The sequence below is a fragment of the Coleofasciculus sp. H7-1 genome (genome assembly GCF_057473865.1).
The window spans coordinates 25,968-43,171 of the sequence record NZ_JBYCCT010000004.1 but is presented as its reverse complement, the minus strand read 5'-3'; the positions used below and the strand labels follow the sequence as shown (position 1 = coordinate 43,171).

21 protein-coding genes and 1 pseudogene are annotated in these 17,204 nt (G+C 47.8%); 9 read left to right on the top strand and 13 right to left on the bottom strand.

Translation table 11 applies throughout. The features are described from left to right. Positions 1–75, bottom strand: a 75-nt coding sequence (locus AC2VDX_RS00770; RefSeq protein WP_378173165.1) for a helix-turn-helix domain-containing protein, incomplete at its 3' end; no start/stop codon positions are given. A gap of 163 nt (positions 76–238) precedes the next feature. On the opposite strand from AC2VDX_RS00770, the gene AC2VDX_RS00765 reads away from it, so the two are divergent. Together AC2VDX_RS00765 and AC2VDX_RS00760 are read left to right on the top strand one after the other, a co-directional pair. After that, positions 239–583: a hypothetical protein gene (locus tag AC2VDX_RS00765; protein ID WP_378173067.1), complete on the top strand. Its 345-nt coding sequence runs from the start codon at positions 239–241 to the stop codon at positions 581–583. 106 nt (positions 584–689) lie between these two features. Further along, the gene (locus AC2VDX_RS00760; RefSeq protein ID WP_190413748.1) at positions 690–827 is read left to right on the top strand and encodes a photosystem II reaction center protein K; all 138 of its coding nucleotides are present in this window, start codon (positions 690–692) and stop codon (positions 825–827) included. 89 nt (positions 828–916) lie between these two features. Here AC2VDX_RS00760 and AC2VDX_RS00755 read toward each other — a convergent pair whose 3' ends face one another. Both AC2VDX_RS00755 and AC2VDX_RS00750 read right to left on the bottom strand, forming a co-directional pair. After that, the gene (locus tag AC2VDX_RS00755) at positions 917–1,474 is read right to left on the bottom strand and encodes a glutathione S-transferase family protein (protein ID WP_378173069.1); all 558 of its coding nucleotides are present in this window, start codon (positions 1,472–1,474) and stop codon (positions 917–919) included. A gap of 10 nt (positions 1,475–1,484) precedes the next feature. Then, positions 1,485–1,949: a hypothetical protein gene (locus tag AC2VDX_RS00750; protein WP_378173072.1), complete on the bottom strand. Its 465-nt coding sequence runs from the start codon at positions 1,947–1,949 to the stop codon at positions 1,485–1,487. A gap of 437 nt (positions 1,950–2,386) precedes the next feature. On the opposite strand from AC2VDX_RS00750, the gene AC2VDX_RS00745 reads away from it, so the two are divergent. Then, positions 2,387–3,103 carry a tetratricopeptide repeat protein gene (locus AC2VDX_RS00745; protein WP_486928075.1) on the top strand — a complete coding sequence of 239 codons (717 nt, stop codon included), beginning with the start codon at positions 2,387–2,389 and terminating at the stop codon, positions 3,101–3,103. 40 nt (positions 3,104–3,143) lie between these two features. Here the strand turns inward: AC2VDX_RS00745 and AC2VDX_RS00740 are convergent, their stop codons facing one another. Next, positions 3,144–3,530 carry a slr1601 family putative cell division protein gene (locus AC2VDX_RS00740; protein WP_378173078.1) on the bottom strand — a complete coding sequence of 129 codons (387 nt, stop codon included), beginning with the start codon at positions 3,528–3,530 and terminating at the stop codon, positions 3,144–3,146. A 247-nt stretch (positions 3,531–3,777) separates the two neighbouring features. Then, complete coding sequence (gene psaM, locus AC2VDX_RS00735; protein WP_378173080.1) at positions 3,778–3,873, bottom strand: photosystem I reaction center subunit XII; 96 nt, start codon at positions 3,871–3,873, stop codon at positions 3,778–3,780. 255 nt (positions 3,874–4,128) lie between these two features. Between psaM and AC2VDX_RS00730 the strand changes: the two genes are divergently transcribed. Next, complete coding sequence (locus tag AC2VDX_RS00730) at positions 4,129–4,845, top strand: TerC family protein (RefSeq protein ID WP_378173083.1); 717 nt, start codon at positions 4,129–4,131, stop codon at positions 4,843–4,845. Between the two features lie 78 nt (positions 4,846–4,923). Here AC2VDX_RS00730 and ndk read toward each other — a convergent pair whose 3' ends face one another. From ndk to miaB, 4 genes are all read right to left on the bottom strand, one after another. Beyond that, positions 4,924–5,373 (bottom strand): nucleoside-diphosphate kinase, encoded by a 450-nt coding sequence (gene ndk / locus AC2VDX_RS00725; RefSeq protein WP_378173086.1) that lies wholly within the window; start codon positions 5,371–5,373, stop codon positions 4,924–4,926. A 270-nt stretch (positions 5,374–5,643) separates the two neighbouring features. Beyond that, a complete protein-coding gene (locus AC2VDX_RS00720; RefSeq protein ID WP_378173089.1) occupies positions 5,644–6,735 on the bottom strand; it encodes a D-alanine--D-alanine ligase family protein in 1,092 nt (363 codons plus the stop codon). A gap of 122 nt (positions 6,736–6,857) precedes the next feature. Continuing rightward, a complete protein-coding gene (locus tag AC2VDX_RS00715) occupies positions 6,858–7,463 on the bottom strand; it encodes a hypothetical protein (protein ID WP_486928074.1) in 606 nt (201 codons plus the stop codon). A gap of 29 nt (positions 7,464–7,492) precedes the next feature. Then, positions 7,493–8,857 carry a tRNA (N6-isopentenyl adenosine(37)-C2)-methylthiotransferase MiaB gene (miaB, locus tag AC2VDX_RS00710; protein ID WP_378173094.1) on the bottom strand — a complete coding sequence of 455 codons (1,365 nt, stop codon included), beginning with the start codon at positions 8,855–8,857 and terminating at the stop codon, positions 7,493–7,495. Between the two features lie 374 nt (positions 8,858–9,231). Here miaB and patX point away from each other — a divergent pair, with 374 nt between their 5' ends. Continuing rightward, positions 9,232–9,462, top strand: a complete 231-nt coding sequence (gene patX / locus AC2VDX_RS00705) for a heterocyst-inhibiting protein PatX (RefSeq protein ID WP_378173097.1) — start codon at positions 9,232–9,234, stop codon at positions 9,460–9,462. A gap of 378 nt (positions 9,463–9,840) precedes the next feature. Here the strand turns inward: patX and AC2VDX_RS00700 are convergent, their stop codons facing one another. After that, a complete protein-coding gene (locus AC2VDX_RS00700) occupies positions 9,841–11,274 on the bottom strand; it encodes a carotenoid oxygenase family protein (RefSeq protein WP_378173100.1) in 1,434 nt (477 codons plus the stop codon). 220 nt (positions 11,275–11,494) lie between these two features. On the opposite strand from AC2VDX_RS00700, the gene AC2VDX_RS00695 reads away from it, so the two are divergent. Further along, a complete protein-coding gene (locus AC2VDX_RS00695) occupies positions 11,495–12,226 on the top strand; it encodes a carbonic anhydrase (RefSeq protein WP_378173102.1) in 732 nt (243 codons plus the stop codon). A 42-nt stretch (positions 12,227–12,268) separates the two neighbouring features. Here AC2VDX_RS00695 and AC2VDX_RS00690 read toward each other — a convergent pair whose 3' ends face one another. Continuing rightward, a complete protein-coding gene (locus tag AC2VDX_RS00690; protein ID WP_378173104.1) occupies positions 12,269–12,715 on the bottom strand; it encodes an NACHT C-terminal helical domain 2-containing protein in 447 nt (148 codons plus the stop codon). A 142-nt stretch (positions 12,716–12,857) separates the two neighbouring features. Between AC2VDX_RS00690 and AC2VDX_RS00685 the strand changes: the two are divergent. Next, a pseudogene (locus AC2VDX_RS00685) lies at positions 12,858–13,688 on the top strand (IS1 family transposase). A 96-nt stretch (positions 13,689–13,784) separates the two neighbouring features. Here AC2VDX_RS00685 and AC2VDX_RS00680 read toward each other — a convergent pair. Next, positions 13,785–13,913: a hypothetical protein gene (locus AC2VDX_RS00680; RefSeq protein ID WP_378173106.1), complete on the bottom strand. Its 129-nt coding sequence runs from the start codon at positions 13,911–13,913 to the stop codon at positions 13,785–13,787. 109 nt (positions 13,914–14,022) lie between these two features. Between AC2VDX_RS00680 and AC2VDX_RS00675 the strand changes: the two genes are divergently transcribed. Then, positions 14,023–14,889: a hypothetical protein gene (locus AC2VDX_RS00675; RefSeq protein WP_378173108.1), complete on the top strand. Its 867-nt coding sequence runs from the start codon at positions 14,023–14,025 to the stop codon at positions 14,887–14,889. A gap of 388 nt (positions 14,890–15,277) precedes the next feature. Here the strand turns inward: AC2VDX_RS00675 and AC2VDX_RS00670 are convergent, their stop codons facing one another. Further along, positions 15,278–16,390, bottom strand: a complete 1,113-nt coding sequence (locus tag AC2VDX_RS00670; RefSeq protein WP_378173110.1) for a putative CRISPR-associated protein — start codon at positions 16,388–16,390, stop codon at positions 15,278–15,280. Positions 16,391–16,555: 165 nt separating this feature from the next. Here AC2VDX_RS00670 and AC2VDX_RS00665 point away from each other — a divergent pair, with 165 nt between their 5' ends. Beyond that, positions 16,556–17,146 (top strand): Uma2 family endonuclease, encoded by a 591-nt coding sequence (locus tag AC2VDX_RS00665; protein WP_378173113.1) that lies wholly within the window; start codon positions 16,556–16,558, stop codon positions 17,144–17,146. Positions 17,147–17,204: the final 58 nt, after the last annotated feature.

The window sequence follows — 17,204 nt, the reverse complement described above, 5'->3', positions numbered from 1 at the left end:
GCCCATCGTCCTCTTGAGCAAGGTTTCTTGCTCAGGAGTCGGATAGATGCGGTACTTGAAGGCTTTCTGCGTCATGTCTCACAGTGTACCAGATATTTTGTGAGACGCTTAAGAGATTGGCGCTACCGCGCCGTCGCTATCCCTCCCTGTGCTAAAGCAGCAGGGTTTCCCTCGAGGTTTCGATGAGACATTAGCAACCATCTCTGGAACGTTGTTTCGGGGGTTCGCTTTTACAGCAATGATTGGTCTTTTTTCTCGTACCTCCGCATTGCTGACTGCGTTCATTGGGTTCTATGCGCTTGGCATTCCCCAATTCTTTGGAAAGGTAGATCGCGATCATCACCTTTTATGGTTTTCAGCAATTTTAGCGGCAAGTCGGTGTGGAGATTATTTTTCAGGCGATGCTATTTTTACTGCTTGGAAACGAGCCGATCGTGGTGTAGTTGAACCCCCTAGTTCCTCCAGCATCTACGCTTTACCGCTACGTTTTGTATGGCTCTTATTAGGGATTATCTACTTTTTTCTGGGTTTTTGGAAATTTTGGACGGGTTTGTCTGCCAAAATAGCGATCGCCACAGCTTAGTAAAAGTAAATTTCCGTGTAGGCTAACAATCGCGTCCAGCTAACAGCCGAGTCATGTTAAGATACTTGTCAATTCTGAAAACTGTGTTGGAAAGGTGGATTTTAATATGGAAGCAGCGCTGCTGTTGGCAAAACTGCCGGAAGCTTACTCCTTCTTTGACCCCCTGGTAGACGTTCTCCCGATCATCCCCGTGTTCTTCTTGTTGTTAGCTTTCGTTTGGCAAGCATCTGTGGGTTTCCGGTAAACCTGAACTGCCAAAAAATTGAAAGGGCACCTCTCTTGGGTGCCCTTTCATTATTCAGGGTAGGCACAAGGCTTATCCCTAAAACTTGTTTAACGCTGTGGTCCCATCGCTTTCTGAAAGGCAGGACGTTCCGAGAGTCGCTGGATATAGGTAACAATCGCTGGATATTCGCTCAGATCGAGCTTCAGCATCACTGGTATAAAAGCCAGAACCGATCCTACCGCTACATCGACAACAGTTAGTTCCTCTCCTAAGAAGAACGGTTGTCGTTGCAAAATTTCATTCAGCGGTGTCAGCAACTTGGGCATTTCGCGTTCCCGATTTGCTTCCACAAAAATCCCTGTACTCAAGGTGGCATTGCCAAATATTACCCACTGAGTGATTTGTGCTTGTTCCTCCAGAGTGGCTGGCATCTTAGTGTACTTTTGGGCGAGATAGAGTAAAATTGCCCCCGACTCCCAAAGCTTAAAATCCCCATCTACAATTGCCGGGACTTTTCCCATCGGGTTAATCGCTAGGTACTCTGGTTGCCGATGAGCGCCTGCCTGCATATCGAGCTGGACGAATTCGTAAGGAACGCCCAACTCTTCGAGATACCATTTGACAATTGATGCCCGACTAAAGGCACCGCCATAGAGTTTCAACATCACAAATATCCTAAAGAACCTTATGGGTGTGAGAGTGTTGTTTCACGTTGTCTTCTTTGCGGACAACGCGCTGAGCATTCAGCACTCGCTTGCGTTCGACAGAATAGTTAAAGTCATTGCGGGTAGCGCCTAGAGGAATATGGGATTTGGCTTCTGGTTTGTTCTTATAGGTGCGAGCAGATGCGATCGCCCGAAAAGCAAACTCATCGCTAAATTGCGCCTCTTCTGGAAAATCCGCTGGCTTCTGGAGGCTATCGCCGACGATAACTGCACCCATTGTGGTCGCAACAGCCATCTTGTAAGAGGTGGGAATCCCTTTAAGAATCGCTTCAAGAGCAGCTGAGGGGATGGGTTCAATAATGTTGACTTCTTGGACTTCGCCATCTTCCTTGAAGAAACAAGTGGCTAAGCCAAGTAGCAGGTAGTCATCTTCGCCGAGATCGGCAGCATTGGGATAAGAAGTTGCAGTTGTCATAGGACGGTTTTAATGAACGATTGCAAAACACCAGCGAGAGCGCGTAAGTATCGCTTGCATTCTACCAGCATCTATTCAGTTGGGGCAGTGGGGAGTATCGCTTCAAATTTTCCCCTGCACCCTTGTACAAGCCTTCCCCTCGCATCCCCAACTCAAAATCCATAGTTTTACTCCGATGCCAATCCTGCAAGCTTCACAGTAGTCTGTTCTCCCAGACTGGTAGATCCGAGATGAAGGCGAGTCTCTACAGATGGTTTCAGTAATGTTGCAAATTGGGACTGTAGATTTCATAAAGGACATCCAAACCGAATTGAAGGTATAGGCGATCGCTCCCCTGCTGGAAGACGCTTTACTCAGTGACACAAAACATCCCCGGCAACTGAGAGGAAGCCGCTAAAGTGATTCCAGATAAGTCTAAGGTACCCTTGAGGATGATTATGAACGCTCGCGCAATCAATTTTCAAGACCAGGCAAGACACCAACACGGTTCGCCGGTTTCATCGACCACCGGCGCGGTTCCAAGGCGTTTCCATCCAGTCACCTCGGTATCTGGAGGACACCAAAACTCATCCGTTCGCTCTCTACGCGCCTTAGCACAGGAAAAAGCTCAACACGGCGATCGCAATGGCGCGATCGCTATCCTAACGACTCTCCTAGAACTTAACCCCACCAGTGCCGCTGACTACAATAACCGGGGGTTGATTTATTTCCAGAACGGTCAAAAGGATAAAGCGATCGCCGACTATAACACGGCTTTGGAACTCGATCCCCACTTGGACAGTGTTTACAACAATCGCGCCAACTACTACGCTTCTCTGGGACAGTTGGCAGAAGCGATCGCCGACTACGAGATGACCCTGGATCTCAACCCTGGCAACGTTCGCGCTTGGATTAACCAAGGGATCACCTTTCGGGATCTGGGACTTTACGACTTGGCGTTAGAGAATTTTGACTTAGTGCTGGGATTAGGTCAGCTACAAGGTAATATCTATGCAGAGCGAGGTCGTACCTATCATCTGCGGGGCGACTGGAACTGCGCGATCGCTGATTATCGGAACGCTCTGGCTGTGTTGACTCCTTTTGGTTCTGCTGGACGCTTGCGCTTGCAAGTCGAAAATTGGATGAACCAACTGCTGAAACCGATCAGCGCTTGAGGAACCATTTAAAATTCAAAATTTAAAATATTTTGAATTTTTACTCATCAGTCGTATTATTATCCAGCCACACAACTTGACGCTGAGAGGGGTCAACTCGATGGCTTTGTTCCTGCATCACGCTTTTGGCTTGCTGGGGATCGAAGTAGCGGCTGAAGTTATTACTTAAACGATTGACACGTTTTTCTGTGCGCTTCACTTCTTCTCGGATTTCTCCCAGTTTTGCTTGCTGGGACAGATGATAAGGCAAAAGTTGCACGAGAGCGGCGATCGCTGCCGATGAAAGCACTACATTTACCGCTAATTTAGCTGTTGTTTCTATTGCGATCGCCCGGTTAGGATGGCGTCGCTGTTGTCGCCGCGTCCGAGGAACTATCCGGCGGCTTGGTGCCGGTTGCAAAGGTTGAGAGGGTTCAATAGCATTCATGGTGTCAGGATACCACTCTGGACGCTTGCGCCACTATGTCTGTCAATGGATGCCTGTCAAAGGCTTCAAAGGGATGTACACCTGCCTAGAGTTGCTGCAAGTGAATTAAGAAGCTAGGTATTGGGTGCTAGGGACTAGAAACTAGGGTAAGAGGGAGCGGGAGAAGGGAAGTCGATGTATACTGAAGCCCTTTCATCCCCTCACTCTCTCTTGCCATCAGCGGCTAGTCCCTAGCAGCGAGTGACATCTACTTGTACAGTTCCGTTGATAGCCGGACTGCCATGATGCCAGCAAACAGCGCCACAACTAAAGCAACATACACTTGGGTATCGGATATCGACATCGTTTACCAACTCCTTATTTCAGGTTTATAGTTCAACAATTTCGGCTAAATTATGCCCAACATAACCATCTTGTAACAAGATGCAACACACCTGCGTAAAAATTCTCGCTTCACCGTTTGGATCGATGAATGGGAATTTTCGACTAAATTTTCCCGACAAAGGTTAAGCTTAGTTAAGACAGCAATCATTTTGGCACAATTTAGCCAGTTAATTTTTGCTTTTAGTTTGATAGTTCCAGTTTGAAGCTTGCGTGAATGCTAGACCAAATCCTGAACTCTCCGCTCAATCCGGGACTTGAAGCTCCCCTTGTACTGCTTGTTCTAGTTGTATTAGAGGCAGTGCTGTCAGCGGATAACGCGATCGCCCTAGCAGCTATTGCCCAAGGCTTAGAAGACAGCACGCTCCAGCGTCGCGCCCTTAACTTCGGATTAGCAGTTGCCTACATCCTGCGAATCACTTTAATTCTGACAGCAACCTGGGTGATTCAGTTCTGGCAGTTTGAGTTATTGGGGGCACTATATCTGCTTTGGCTGGTGTTCCAGTATTTTACTTCCGATGAAGGGTCAGGTCGGGAACATCATGGACCGCGATTTACTTCCCTATGGCAGGCAATTCCGATAATCGCCATAACCGATTTAGCTTTTTCCCTCGATAGCGTCACTACAGCGATCGCTGTTTCCAAAGATACCTGGCTGGTTCTCACCGGAGGTACGATTGGAGTGATTACGCTGCGGTTTATGGCTGGATTATTCATCCGTTGGCTCGATGAATTTGTCCATCTTCAGGATGCTGGCTATATCACCGTTGCCCTTGTAGGATTGCGATTGCTATGCAAAGCGATTCAACCAGATTTAGTGCCGCCAGAGTGGTTAACCATCGTCTGTATTGGAGTGATATTTGCCTGGGGATTTTCTCAGCGCATCCCCGCTGAGGAAACCGCACAGAGTCAGCAGAAGGAAGAGCAACGTTAGGCAAAAAAGCACTGGGAATGGCTAATCGCCGATAGCACATTATTGTTTAAGAGCCGTTCGCGATTAGCCATTGGCTATTTACTCGTAGATCCAGGAAGTCAAGCTCGGCTTCCAGCTGACCAGTTCTTCATCTTTAAACCACAGAGCAATCTCGCGCTGCGCGGTTTCGATAGCGTCGGAACCGTGGATGAGGTTGCGACCAATGCTGACTCCATAATCGCCGCGAATTGTACCTGTTTCAGCGGTCAGTGGGTTAGTCGCACCAATCATTTTTCTGGCAGCTGCGACAACCCCATCCCCTTCCCATACCGTCGCGACTACTGGGCCTGAAGTGATAAACTCGACCAGACCCGCAAAAAACGGTCTTTCTCGGTGTACGTCATAGTGCTGCTCTGCCAGTTCCCGGCTTACACTCATCAACTTTAAGCCAACCAGAGTAAAACCTTTAGCTTCAAAACGCCGGATAACCTCACCCGCTAGGTGGCGCTGTACACCATCAGGCTTGACCATGACAAAAGTCCGTTCCAAGTTTATCTCCTTTAGATTTTACAAACTGATACAAAACACAGATTAGACTAGAAGGCTTTTTAACGCAAAGGTACGCGAAGATTAACTTTGATAGGACTCGCCGCACATCACCACATAGTAAGGGCAACCACAGGGGGATTGCCCCTACAAAACGCTATATGTATAAGCTTTGCGTAAGTCCTGTTTGAGTTAAATCCAATTGCTTTGACACCACTAGATTGAGAATCTCACCCAAATCCCCCTTGGCGTACCGAGAGCGTTAAAAGTTTACTACCCGTTATGCCGTTCTAGCGCCAGTTGAATCAGTTGATCGACTAATTCTGGGAAAGAAACACCCGTCGCCGCCCAAAGTTGGGGATACATACTTGTTGCAGTGAAACCGGGCATGGTATTGATTTCATTAATCAATACTTCGCCAGTGGCTTCAACGTAGAAAAAGTCTACTCGTGCCAAACCAGCACCATCAACTGCGGCAAACGCTTGGAGAGCCATTTCTTGGATTTGAGTGGCAATGGCATCTGGCACTCTCGCCGGGATCGCTAAATCCGCTCGTCCTTCGGTGTACTTAGTTTCGTAGTCGTAAAAATCACTTTCAAAGGTAATTTCTCCAACCACGGAAGCCTTGGGATTGTCATTCCCCAAAACGGCACATTCTAACTCCCGCGCTACGACGCCTGCTTCCACAATCAGGCGACGGTCGTAGCTGGCGGCGTTATCAAGGGCGGTTTCTAACTCCGAGAGCGATCGCACTTTGGAAATTCCTACCGATGAGCCTAAATTCGCCGGTTTCACAAAACAGGGATAGCCGAGTGTCGCTTCAATTTGTTGGCAAAGTTTGGGGAAAACACTAGGATTCGACCACACTTGCGATCGATTAACGGTGATATATTTCACTTGAGGCAATCTGGCATGGGCAAATGCCATTTTCATGGCAATTTTGTCCATTCCCATCGCGGAACCTAAAACCCCAGTCCCGACAAAAGGCACCTGCATTAATTTAAGCATCCCCTGAACGGTGCCATCTTCCCCATTCGGGCCGTGGAGAATAGGAAACCAGACATCTACCTCAGCCGCTTGGTGGGGAAATTGCCAACGAGTTGCGTTTTCGTTACTGGGTAATTGTTGCTGAGAATTTTCTGAGGCGAGTTGGGATTCCGGGGGTCTTCCAGATGCTAAAAGTTGTTGAGCTTTTTCCCCTGCTTGCCAATGTCCATCTTTGTGGATGTAGAAAGGCAGGAGTTCGTACTTAGCGCTGTTTTGGTTGGCACTCAAAGCGATCGCGATCGCTCGTGCCGAACTTAGCGAAACTTCATGTTCTCCCGAACAACCCCCAAACAGCAATCCAACCCGCATTTTATTCATTTCGGATACTCCTGACACTGCACACCGCCGATAGTTTACTACAGCCTAGAGGCGTGAGACGAACCCCGATACCGGAACTGCCTCTACTCTCTTTCTTATGATGCCAGTGTTGTTTGCCTCGCTCAGGAGCGTACAACGAGTTTCCAGGGGCGTTGGATACTCCTCGCTTCTTCCGGCTCCAGCACGGCAATCCGCCATCCTCTGCCCCAAGGTCGCGCCAGGACTACCCGATCGGGATTCGCTGCTTTGACCTTTTGAGCCGCCGTAGTTGTCAACTCGCTGAGGGCGATTTTTTCCACGGCGGGAGATGCGGTAGCGATTGGCGTCGTGTCTGTGGGAGCCGGAATGGTGGGTGCCGTGGCGACTGGCGTCGTGGCTGTGGAAGTCTGGAGGCTTGGTTTGGCGGTGGGGAGGGGTGCCGTGGCTGTAGAAGTCACAATTGCCTGAATCGGGGGTTTTTTACCCTTGAGCTGAAGCGATTCCTGTTTAGGAAGAATCAGTTGACGAGTGCTAACACCGAGTAAGTAAGTAAAGCGGCAAGTCAACCAAGCAATGCTTCCAGCCGCAATTGCCGTCCAATACACCAATATCAGAGTGTTGTATAAGGTGTAAGCAATTCGAGGGGGAAGATAAACCGCTTCTTGTAAGTCTCGCCGGAGGAGTGGGAGGCGGGAATTTACTTCAAGTTTCCACAAGGTGATAAATGTTTTCATAGCAGATGCTAGCACCGCGAAATCCTCTGAGCCACCTAAAAATCTTATACCGGCACTGGCTGATGCACTTCCATTGGTTCTCCGGTCAAACTAAAAGCGCGAACTTCTGTGATTTTGACTTTCACCACTTGACCTTTGAGTTCGGCAATGTTACCGGTAAAGAAGGTGAGACGGTTGCCCCGCGTGCGCCCCATCACTTGGGTGGGATCTTTGGCATTTTGATCTTCTACCAAGACTTCTTCGATGCGACCGAAGTAACGCTGCGACGCTTGAGCTGCTTTAATTGAAACTAAGTGATTGAGACGTTGAAGGCGATCGCTTTTTACCTGTTCGCTCAGCTGATTCTCCCACAGGGCTGCTGGTGTTCCCGGACGCGGAGAATATGCAGCCGTATTTAACAGGTCAAAACCAATCTCTTCCACCAGCCGCAGCGTATTCTCAAACTGTTCCTCGGTTTCTCCAGGAAAGCCGACAATCGCATCTGCACTAATCGAGGCATCTGGCATATACCGGCGAATCGTGTCAATGATGCGGCGATATTTCTCATGGGTATAACCCCGTGCCATTGCCTTCAGAATGTCGTTATCTCCCGACTGGAAGGGAATGTGGAAATGTTCGCACACCTTGGGCAATTCGGCACAAGCTCGAATTAATCTTTCGGTGAAATAGCGGGGATGGCTAGTTGCAAAGCGAATTCGCTCAATTCCCGGCACATCATGAACGTAGTACAGCAAGTCTGTGAGCGTATTCTGGTGACGCCCTTCTGCCGTAATTCCTGGTAAATCCCGCCCGTAAGCGTCGATATTTTGCCCCAGCAGGGTGATTTCCTTATATCCTTGACGCCCCACTTCCTCCATTTCGGCGCGAATCGCTTCTGGAGTCCGCGATTGCTCGACGCCACGAACGTTGGGAACCACGCAGTAAGTACAGCGTTCATTGCAGCCGTAAATTACATTCACCCAAGCTGTCACCCTACTGTCGCGGCGCGGCTTGGTGATGTCTTCAATGATATCAACTGCCTCAGTCGCCACCACCTGATTGCCGTTGAAAACTTGCTCCAGCAAATCTTGGAGGCGATTGGCGTGTTGCGGTCCCATTACTAAGTCTAATTCTGGCACCCGCCGCAACAGTGCTTCCCCTTCCTGCTGAGCGACGCAACCAGCCACAACCAGTGTCAAATCTGGTTGCTCGTGCTTGCGCTTCGCCTGTCTGCCTAGATAGGAATAAACTTTTTGCTCGGCGTTATCCCGAATGGTGCAGGTGTTGTAGAGGATCAGGTTTGCATTTTCAGGTTCTTCTGACCATTCAAAGCCCATATTTTCCAGAATGCCAGCCATACGCTCTGAGTCGGCTTTGTTCATCTGGCAGCCAAAGGTGGTGATGTGATACCGGCGGGGAGAAGTGGTCATGGACGGCTACAACAAATCAATGAAAGTAATCGGAACTGTATATCTATAGTACCTATCTGGAGAATACAGCTATCGCGTCTTTACATCTAAAACTGCAAGAATTGCCTGTAAACGTTGCGAAAGCTCTCAGCCAATTGCTCCCACGGTGCCCAAGCCGCAATGAGTCGGCGAACTTCTTGCACCTTTAGGCAAGAGCCATATATTTTCTGACGCTTGTAAAAAATTCTGGCAACAAATTAGGGCGTTTATTCTACGAATTAAGAAATAAATTACAGCCTTCCCAAATCAGTTATTCAGATTGTTTTGCAATTTTATCCTGATTATGCATCATAGAGTCCGAATCAGGCAATAGAAGCTCTGACGAGACATCTACTATGCGCCTTTACAGCTCCCTCCTCTTATCAAGCCTGTTAGTTACTGGCTTAGCGGTGAATTTCCCAAACGTTCGGGATCGCTCAGGAAATTTGCACCAAGCAGATTCAGCCCAAAAATACTTATTTACTCATGATTCAAGTCAGGACAGCGCCCATCGCGGTAGCGGACGAAGAGGAGAAGGAAATTCTGAAGCTGCTATGAGGAGGTTGTTTCAACTTAACTTGACATAGAAGTCAACCCAGGAGCGCACAGTTCCACAGGTCGGTTTTTCTGGTTTCTACGAGGATTAAAACAGTCAACATCAGCCAAATAATCGCCGAATTCTAAAAGCCCGTTTTCTTGAATAAAACGGGCTTTTTATATGATATTTTTGGATTCACCTACTTTGCCTTATTTTAGGAAAATTAGATAATTACTTAGCCAAAAAATTGTAGATGTAACTCTGAAAATCAGCGAAGAGGGCGATCGCTCTCTGGGTTAATCAAGGAGTCCCGGATGATAGAGAAAGGCGAGATTTCGCGCCTTGAGTGCGGTGTCAATCCTGTTTTGAGTTTTGTAGGGGCGCACAAGAGTGCCTCTACAAAACTCAAAACAACGTTGATAGACCGCTAGGCTGGTTTCCAGGTGCCGTGGAAGCTATGGGGAATCACACTGGGTAATCCCAAACGGCACGCGGGTTGCTCCGAAAGGCGATCGCTATTCATAATCCAGACTTCGCTGGTATCGGTGTTGCCGTCATACACCACCGTTAATACCCAACCCTGTTCGGGATTCAGGGCATCTGGGGCATAGATGGGTTCTGAGGGATAGCGATTATCACCCAAATCTGCTTCCTCTAGGGTGCCAGTTTTGGGGTCAAAACGAGCGATCGCCCCAAATTGTTCTTGGCTAATCTCTACACCCTGCCGATGTACTGATAGATAGGTATGGGGCGAAGCTTGACCAACCAGATGCTGTGGCACAACCGGGAACTCACAGTGCCGATCTAAGACTTCTTGTATGCTTGTTACCTGACTAATTGCCGGGTTGAGATGCACTTGCCACAGCGTACTCTTGGCAGGAGTTCGGGTTTCACCCGTCGCTACTTCCTTGAGATACTGATTTGTCTGAAAGTCTTCGTAGCGGACAACATCCACAATCACCGATCCGCTGGCATCTACATAGCCGTTCGCAAAGTGCCACTGATACCAGGGTTCAGTTTCGCCACGACTCACCAACGAGAGGGTTTCGCGGTCAAAAACCAAAAACTGAGTACCGAGGCTTGGTTGCCACTCTAGCGCCTCGCTATAGCTGCTGATGCCTGTTAGCACCGGGAGCAAGTTCACTCGCACTGGCGGCACGAAAAAGACTAAATACTGCCCAGCTAAAACAAAATCATGCACCACTGGGATGCCATCTAGTGGAACTGCCACCTTTTGCAGAATCTTGCCTGTGGAGTCACTTTTGTAAATATTCAGCGTTGCATTCAGTCCGGGTGAAACCCCAAAGTTAAAAATTTCCCCAGTCTGGGCGTCGCGCTTGGGATGAGCGGAATAATGTAATCCGTCACCCAGTTCCGATAAATTATCTAATCCCCAAGTTTCCAGGGTTTGCAGGTCGAGGGCGTGGGGTTTGCCGCCTTCCCACAGTGCCAGCAGTTTATCCGGCAAAGCCAGTACTGAGGTATTGGCGGCATTCTTAATCGGTTTGAGCCATTGATTCCAGATCGGGCCTGGTGCGGTCATGCCATAGTTGCCATAGAGCAATTGATTCGCTTTGGCTTCCTCTTGGTATCCCTCTGAGTGGACGTAGCGATAGACACCAGAGGCACCGGCATCGGTGAACTGCACCCCCAGAATTGCACCATCCCCATCAAACCAGTGTCCCACCCGGATGCCGCCACGTTCTAATCGGGCGGGGCCGTTGCGGTAGAGGGTGCCGCGCAAACCTTCCGGTATTTTGCCAGAAAGGAGTGGGAGGGGAGTGAGGGGAAATTCTTGTGCAGGTTGGGCGATCGCTTTTGCCCAAGCTTTACGGGTTGACGGTTTCGTGACTGTTGTCATGGTTCAGGAATAGAAGGCACCGAAACTTGATAAAATTAAGTAATGTTAAGCAAGTTCCTTCTTTAGTGTGAACGATTTTGCGGGAGTGCTGCTATCTTTCGGAAGTGCGATCGCGTTGCGCTGACTTGTCAGTTCGCGCGTTGCGCCGACCTGGTGGTTCGCGCTCTCCTATGATTTAGAGGGAAGGGATCGCGATCGCTAGAGCAAAAATTAGCTTTATATGAAGAAACTGATTAGAGGGCTGCGTGAGTTTCAAAGCAACTACTTCAGCGAACACCAGGAATTGTTTGAGCAACTCGCTCACGGTCAGAAACCGAGGGTGCTGTTCATCGCCTGCTCTGATTCTCGCATCGATCCGAATTTGATTACTCAAGCGGCTGTCGGCGAACTGTTTGTCATCCGCAATGCTGGCAACCTGATTCCGCCGTTTGGTGCAACCAATGGTGGCGAAGGCGCAACAGTTGAATACGCCGTTCATGCGTTAGATATTCAGCAAATTGTTGTCTGCGGTCACTCTCACTGCGGTGCCATGAAGGGGCTGTTAAAATTGAGCGGTTTGGCGGCAGAGATGCCCTTGGTTTACGAATGGTTAAAGCACGCAGAAGCGACACGTAGGCTGATTAAAGAAAACTACACAGAGCTTGCGGGTGAAGAACTTCTGGAAGCCACGATTGCTGAAAACGTGCTAACGCAAATCGAAAATCTGCGGACTTATCCAGTGATTCGCGCTAAACTTCACCGAGGCAAACTGTCTCTCCACGCCTGGATTTATCACATCGAAACGGGAGATGTTTGGGGGTACGATCCGATTCGTCAGGAGTATCTGCCACTCTACAGCCAGCTTTCCACCAATCAGGATGAGTCAGTAGAGTCTCATCCTGAGCGAGTTGCCTCAATGTTGTTATCCCCTGAGCAAGCAGAACGAATTTACAGAGGTTCTGCTGCGCGATAAAAGTGTGGGTTATCAAGCGTTTATCTGCTGGTATCTGCAATTTCAATTATTAGGAGCCAGCAGCATTCTCTCCTCTATCTCTTCCCAGGTTTTGGGTGATACCCGCACTGCTGCTTGTTTGCACTGAGTTATGAGGTAATTGGCATAGAAATAATTGTCGAATGCCTTTATTTCTTCCTCAGTTAAATTGACCATTTCTGAGCTGAGATTGAAAGCATTGAGCAAGGTTTGCAGGAGACGGTTGACAAATTCCTGACGCACTTTCAAGGGGAGTTGATCGTCAGGAATTTTAGCTTTCAGTGCTTCCAGTCGGGCAATCAGCACAGTAAAGTTTACATCCTTAAAGATTTTTAGTTGCTCAAGTTTACGGGCGTAGGCGATGGCGTTGGCGATGGCATTGGCGTTGGCGATCGCCCTTTTCCCCACAGGTTTAATATCGCTTTCCGAGCCAGCGGTTGCCTGTTCCGCCCATTCTAATAAAGCTTTCAATTTAGGAGTATTGATGTACTTTTGCGCCTCTTTTTACATCCGCAACAATAACTCATCGGCTCCACCCCGCATCAACCGGTGGTGCGTCAAGTTTTGGTGGGTCGATTAAAACTAGAGAAACATCTACTCCCAAGCATAATCTATGGAATGTCGGCTCTGCGGTTGTCCAAGCACCCATAAACATGGGCTTTGCTCCGAACGGTAGCCAACGGGATTTTTGCCCTCAGTGTAAGCAGACCTTCAACGAACGCTTTGACACGATGTACTATCATCGCCATGTGAGTGAAGAGCAGATTCGGCAGGTCTTACAGGCTCATAGTGAGGGGAGCAGTCTCAGAGGCATTAGCCGCACCAGTGGACTTGCCTACAACACCGTTGTCAGCCTGGTTCGTGCAGCCAGTCAGCAGGCTCAATTGGTTCATAACGCTCAGGTTCAAGCGGTGCAAACGGAGGCAGTCAGTGGGGACGAATTGTGGTCATTTGTCGCAAAAAACAAAAACAATGTCTCCCTGGTGAATTCGAGGTAGGGGATTGCTGGATTGGGGTCAGTCTAGCTGATTCCAGTGGGCTGATTAAAGCTGCAAGAGTTGGAAAACACACTGATGAATTGATTGAAGAGTTGGTCGTCAGCAGCGAGGGAAAAACGGATTGTAAACAATGGAATAGTGATGATTGGGGAGGCTAGGAGCGAGTCTTGCCCCCTGAGATCCTCCACTACATTGGCAAAGATCAGACGCAACGACTAGAGCGAACGAATGGCATTGTCAGACAACAAACCGGACGTTGGCACCGTAGACAAAACAAGTTTGGCAAGATGTGGGAACAAACGAAGGTGACGACCCGATTAGTCGTGAGCTACTTCAATTGGATTTGGCAGCATAGTCGGTTTAAGACAACAGCCACCCAACGTGCGGGATTAGCATTGCGACCTTGGACTTGGCATGATCTTTTAGCCTACCCCACCATTATCTGAGGCACAACCCAAAATTTTATCAGAAGTCCGCCGTCCCAGGCGGTTGTCTCAACATTCCAAAAACAAGTAGCCCACGAATGTAACGAATCTTAACAATCATCCGTGACTCCGGCGTATAGTTTCATCCGTGACTCCGGCGTATAAAGACCCCTTTTCACCCGTGACTCCGGCGTATAGTTTCATCCGTGACTCCGGCGTATAGTTTTTTAAAAGTTTATTTTTCATAGTACTTAATCGATGCTCCCGCTTGAAGTCTCAAACCCCCAGAGCGAAGAACTTGACGTAGTAAGAGCCGCTACAGCTATTTGGAAGAAATCGAGAGGAGAATCATTTTATGGTTGTTGCCCGCATAGAGGGTGCAAGAGAAGAGTTAACTCCTAACATACTTCACCCCAACGAACGACAGAATAAAGCTATTGACGCCCTCATAGTGGAGAGTGACGAACTAACTTATGATGACGAACGCTCCCGCTCTTTTCTGGAAACTAAGGTAGACCGGGGCTTGTACGAAGCATGGGCGGCTTTGCGAGAACTACGCGTTCGCAAGCTGTACCGACCTAAAACTTGGGAGGAATACTGCAAGCGGCGGTTCGGCTACGGACGCGACTCAGCAGACTTGAAGGTATTTGCCGCAGACGTTGTAGACGAACTGGAAAAAATGCCGACCAATGGTCGGCAAATTTTACCGACCAGCGACCGACAGGTTAGGAACATGCGCGGTCTGACCCCAGATGAGTACCGCCAGGTTTGGCTTGAATCGGTGGAGTCATCTGGTGGGAAAGTCCCATCGGGAAGGGTTGTAAAAAGTATAGTAGAGCGCATCAAAGAACGTACTCCCACTCCCAATCCATACCGCCAAGGCGAAATCTGCCAGATTGTTGCTAAAGGCAATTGGGAATTGCGCTCGCTGAGCGGCTGTTGGGGTATAGTTCTGAATGCTGGCGCTCTGAGTTGTTGTATTCGCACCTGGAACGGAGACTATCCTGCGGTGAAACCTGAAAATTTAGAATCTTTTGACTATACCGACACTGAATGCCGGGAAGCCCAACAAATCTGTTCGCGCATCACCCGGTTAAGAACGCATGACTTGGAATCTGCCGCTATGGGAGTTCTAGAAGGCTTAGGAAGGCTCAAGCGATCGCGACTCACCAGCTTGGAAGAAAAAATTCTCGGACTTCTGGAAGAGGAATACTTAAGCTGACAATTAACTTTAGAAACTCCCGTATGCGTCTATGTAAATCTTGTTTCTAGTCTGCCAGAATCTAGTTTACTAGACGCTAGATTACTATCTTTAGAGAAACTAGGAAACTCGTTATATCAAGTTCGGTTGAACACTTATCATATCTGTCAGACTGTTCGTAGCTCAATCATTTCTTTCTTTAAATACCTCTTTATACTCTGCACAATATTCGTCTATTATTGGTGCTACTGAGTGTGCAGAAGAAAGCTAAATGTTTTAAAATTTGTAGCTCTACATCCATTGCTATACCTCAGTTGTAGAGTTTTTATCTTCTAACTTCTGCATTAATTATACCCGGAGAGTGACAGAAGAGGGATATGACAAAAGCAAAACTGAGATGCTCCTAACATTAAGCGGCAAACTCTTTTCGTAGATGTAAGGCGATGCTATTAGTTTCCGCTAAATTGCGTCCCGTTGTTTGAATACACAAACCGAGTCCTTTATCTTCCCAAGTCAGCACAAATTCCACAATTCCATCAGGATAAGTTCGCCGAATTGGGTTAATCTGAGCCGGATTGAAGGGCAGAGAATTAACAATCTTTTTGACATAAAGAGAGCGACGGATTTTTTTCGCGAACGCTTCTAAAATATCTTTCCCGTGGTCATCTCTGAGGCTGATAGGCTTGTGTTCGGGCTTAGTTTCATCTTTGGGAATTAAAGAGAGGAGCGTAGTCTCCTGCTTGGCAAATTGCAGTCTACAGCGCTCATTAAACAGCATTCCCATTGCTGAAAGACTAACGACTGATACCCCCTCACTCATCTCCTCTTCATCAATGAGAGACTGGAAATACTCACTTTCAAGGCTATGCTCAACTTGTGACTTCTCAAGGATTTGACTGTTCTCTAGCTGTTCAAACAATACATAGTTATTCAGCCAAAATGCCAAATCGAGAGCAACAGGCTGTGGCGGTAGCTCAATCACTTCGGAAAACTTCTCAAATAGATAGTAAACTGGAATCTCTAGAGCTTGTCCAACCATGCCAGCGAAAGAGATTTGTGCTTTATATCCACCTGTGGCATTAATAGCGATCGCTTCCGACGAGAAATTCCTTACTTCGTTGCTAATCTCACGGACGAGATTTTTTAAGCCTTGTTGCTTAAATGCTTTGACATTATCATCTCGTAACCCTTCAAGCTTTCGCACGTCAACAAACTCGAACCGCAGGGGATTATTAGTATTGTTGTAATATAGTTTGAGAATCTCACCTATTTTCTTTCCATCTTCTGTATCAGAGACTAAAAAAATTAAACGTATTCGTTTTGCTAGTAATCCTTTTTCACAAATACTAGTAATTGAGTTAATTTCTGCACCACACAAACGGTCAGAGTTTTTTCGGTCGAGCAGTAGCAAAGCTAGCTGATTCCAGTTTTGTGCCTCAAAGACCTGCTTAATGGCATCTTCTGCATATTTGAGATTATTAAGCAGGCTAGTACCGACCGTACAAATGAGTGTACTTCTCATCTTTATATCCTCTAAAAATATCTTCTGACTTCGAGCGCATCAATGCCGCCCGTGTTTTCCAGTCTACTCCTTTCTTGGAAGTACCCCATTCCCGACTGGGAGCAAGAAGTCTAAGGTATATTTTAAGTGCATAGGTAAAATGAAGAATTAAGAGTAGATGGTACTATGCCTGAATTTCAAGAGTTCTCATTAGTTTTGCATCTGGAGCCAGTTATCCATCTAACAGGCGAGCGGTTTGATGACTTGTGTCAACTCAATCGGGAATTACGCATCGAACGCAAAGCATCAGGGGAACTGGTAGTTATGTCGCCAACCGGATCGGAAACAGGAGAGCGAAACTTTAGTCTAAATGGACAGCTTTGGGTTTGGGTTAAGCAGGATGGGACGGGTAAGGGATTTGACTCATCCACTGGTTTTACTCTTCCTAACGGGGCAAAAATTTCCCCTGATGCTGCTTGGATAAGACTGGAGCGATGGGATGCTCTCTCTAAAGAACAGCAGAAAAAATTTGCTCCCATCAGTCCCGATTTTGTTGTAGAGCTACGCAGCCAGAGCGATCGCCTAAAAGATTTGCAAGAAAAAATGCAAGAGTATATTGACAATGGGGTGAGGTTGGGTTGGCTGATTGACCGCATACAGCGAAAAATCTACATTTATCGCCCTGGAATTCCAGTGGAATGTCTTGACAACCCTAATAGTGTCAGCGGCGATCCTGAATTACCTAGATTTATTTTGGATCTCAGCGAGATTTGGTAGTCTCCCAGATGTCGGGAACGCCCTGAGCCTGTGGAAGGGGACGGGGAACATGATTAGT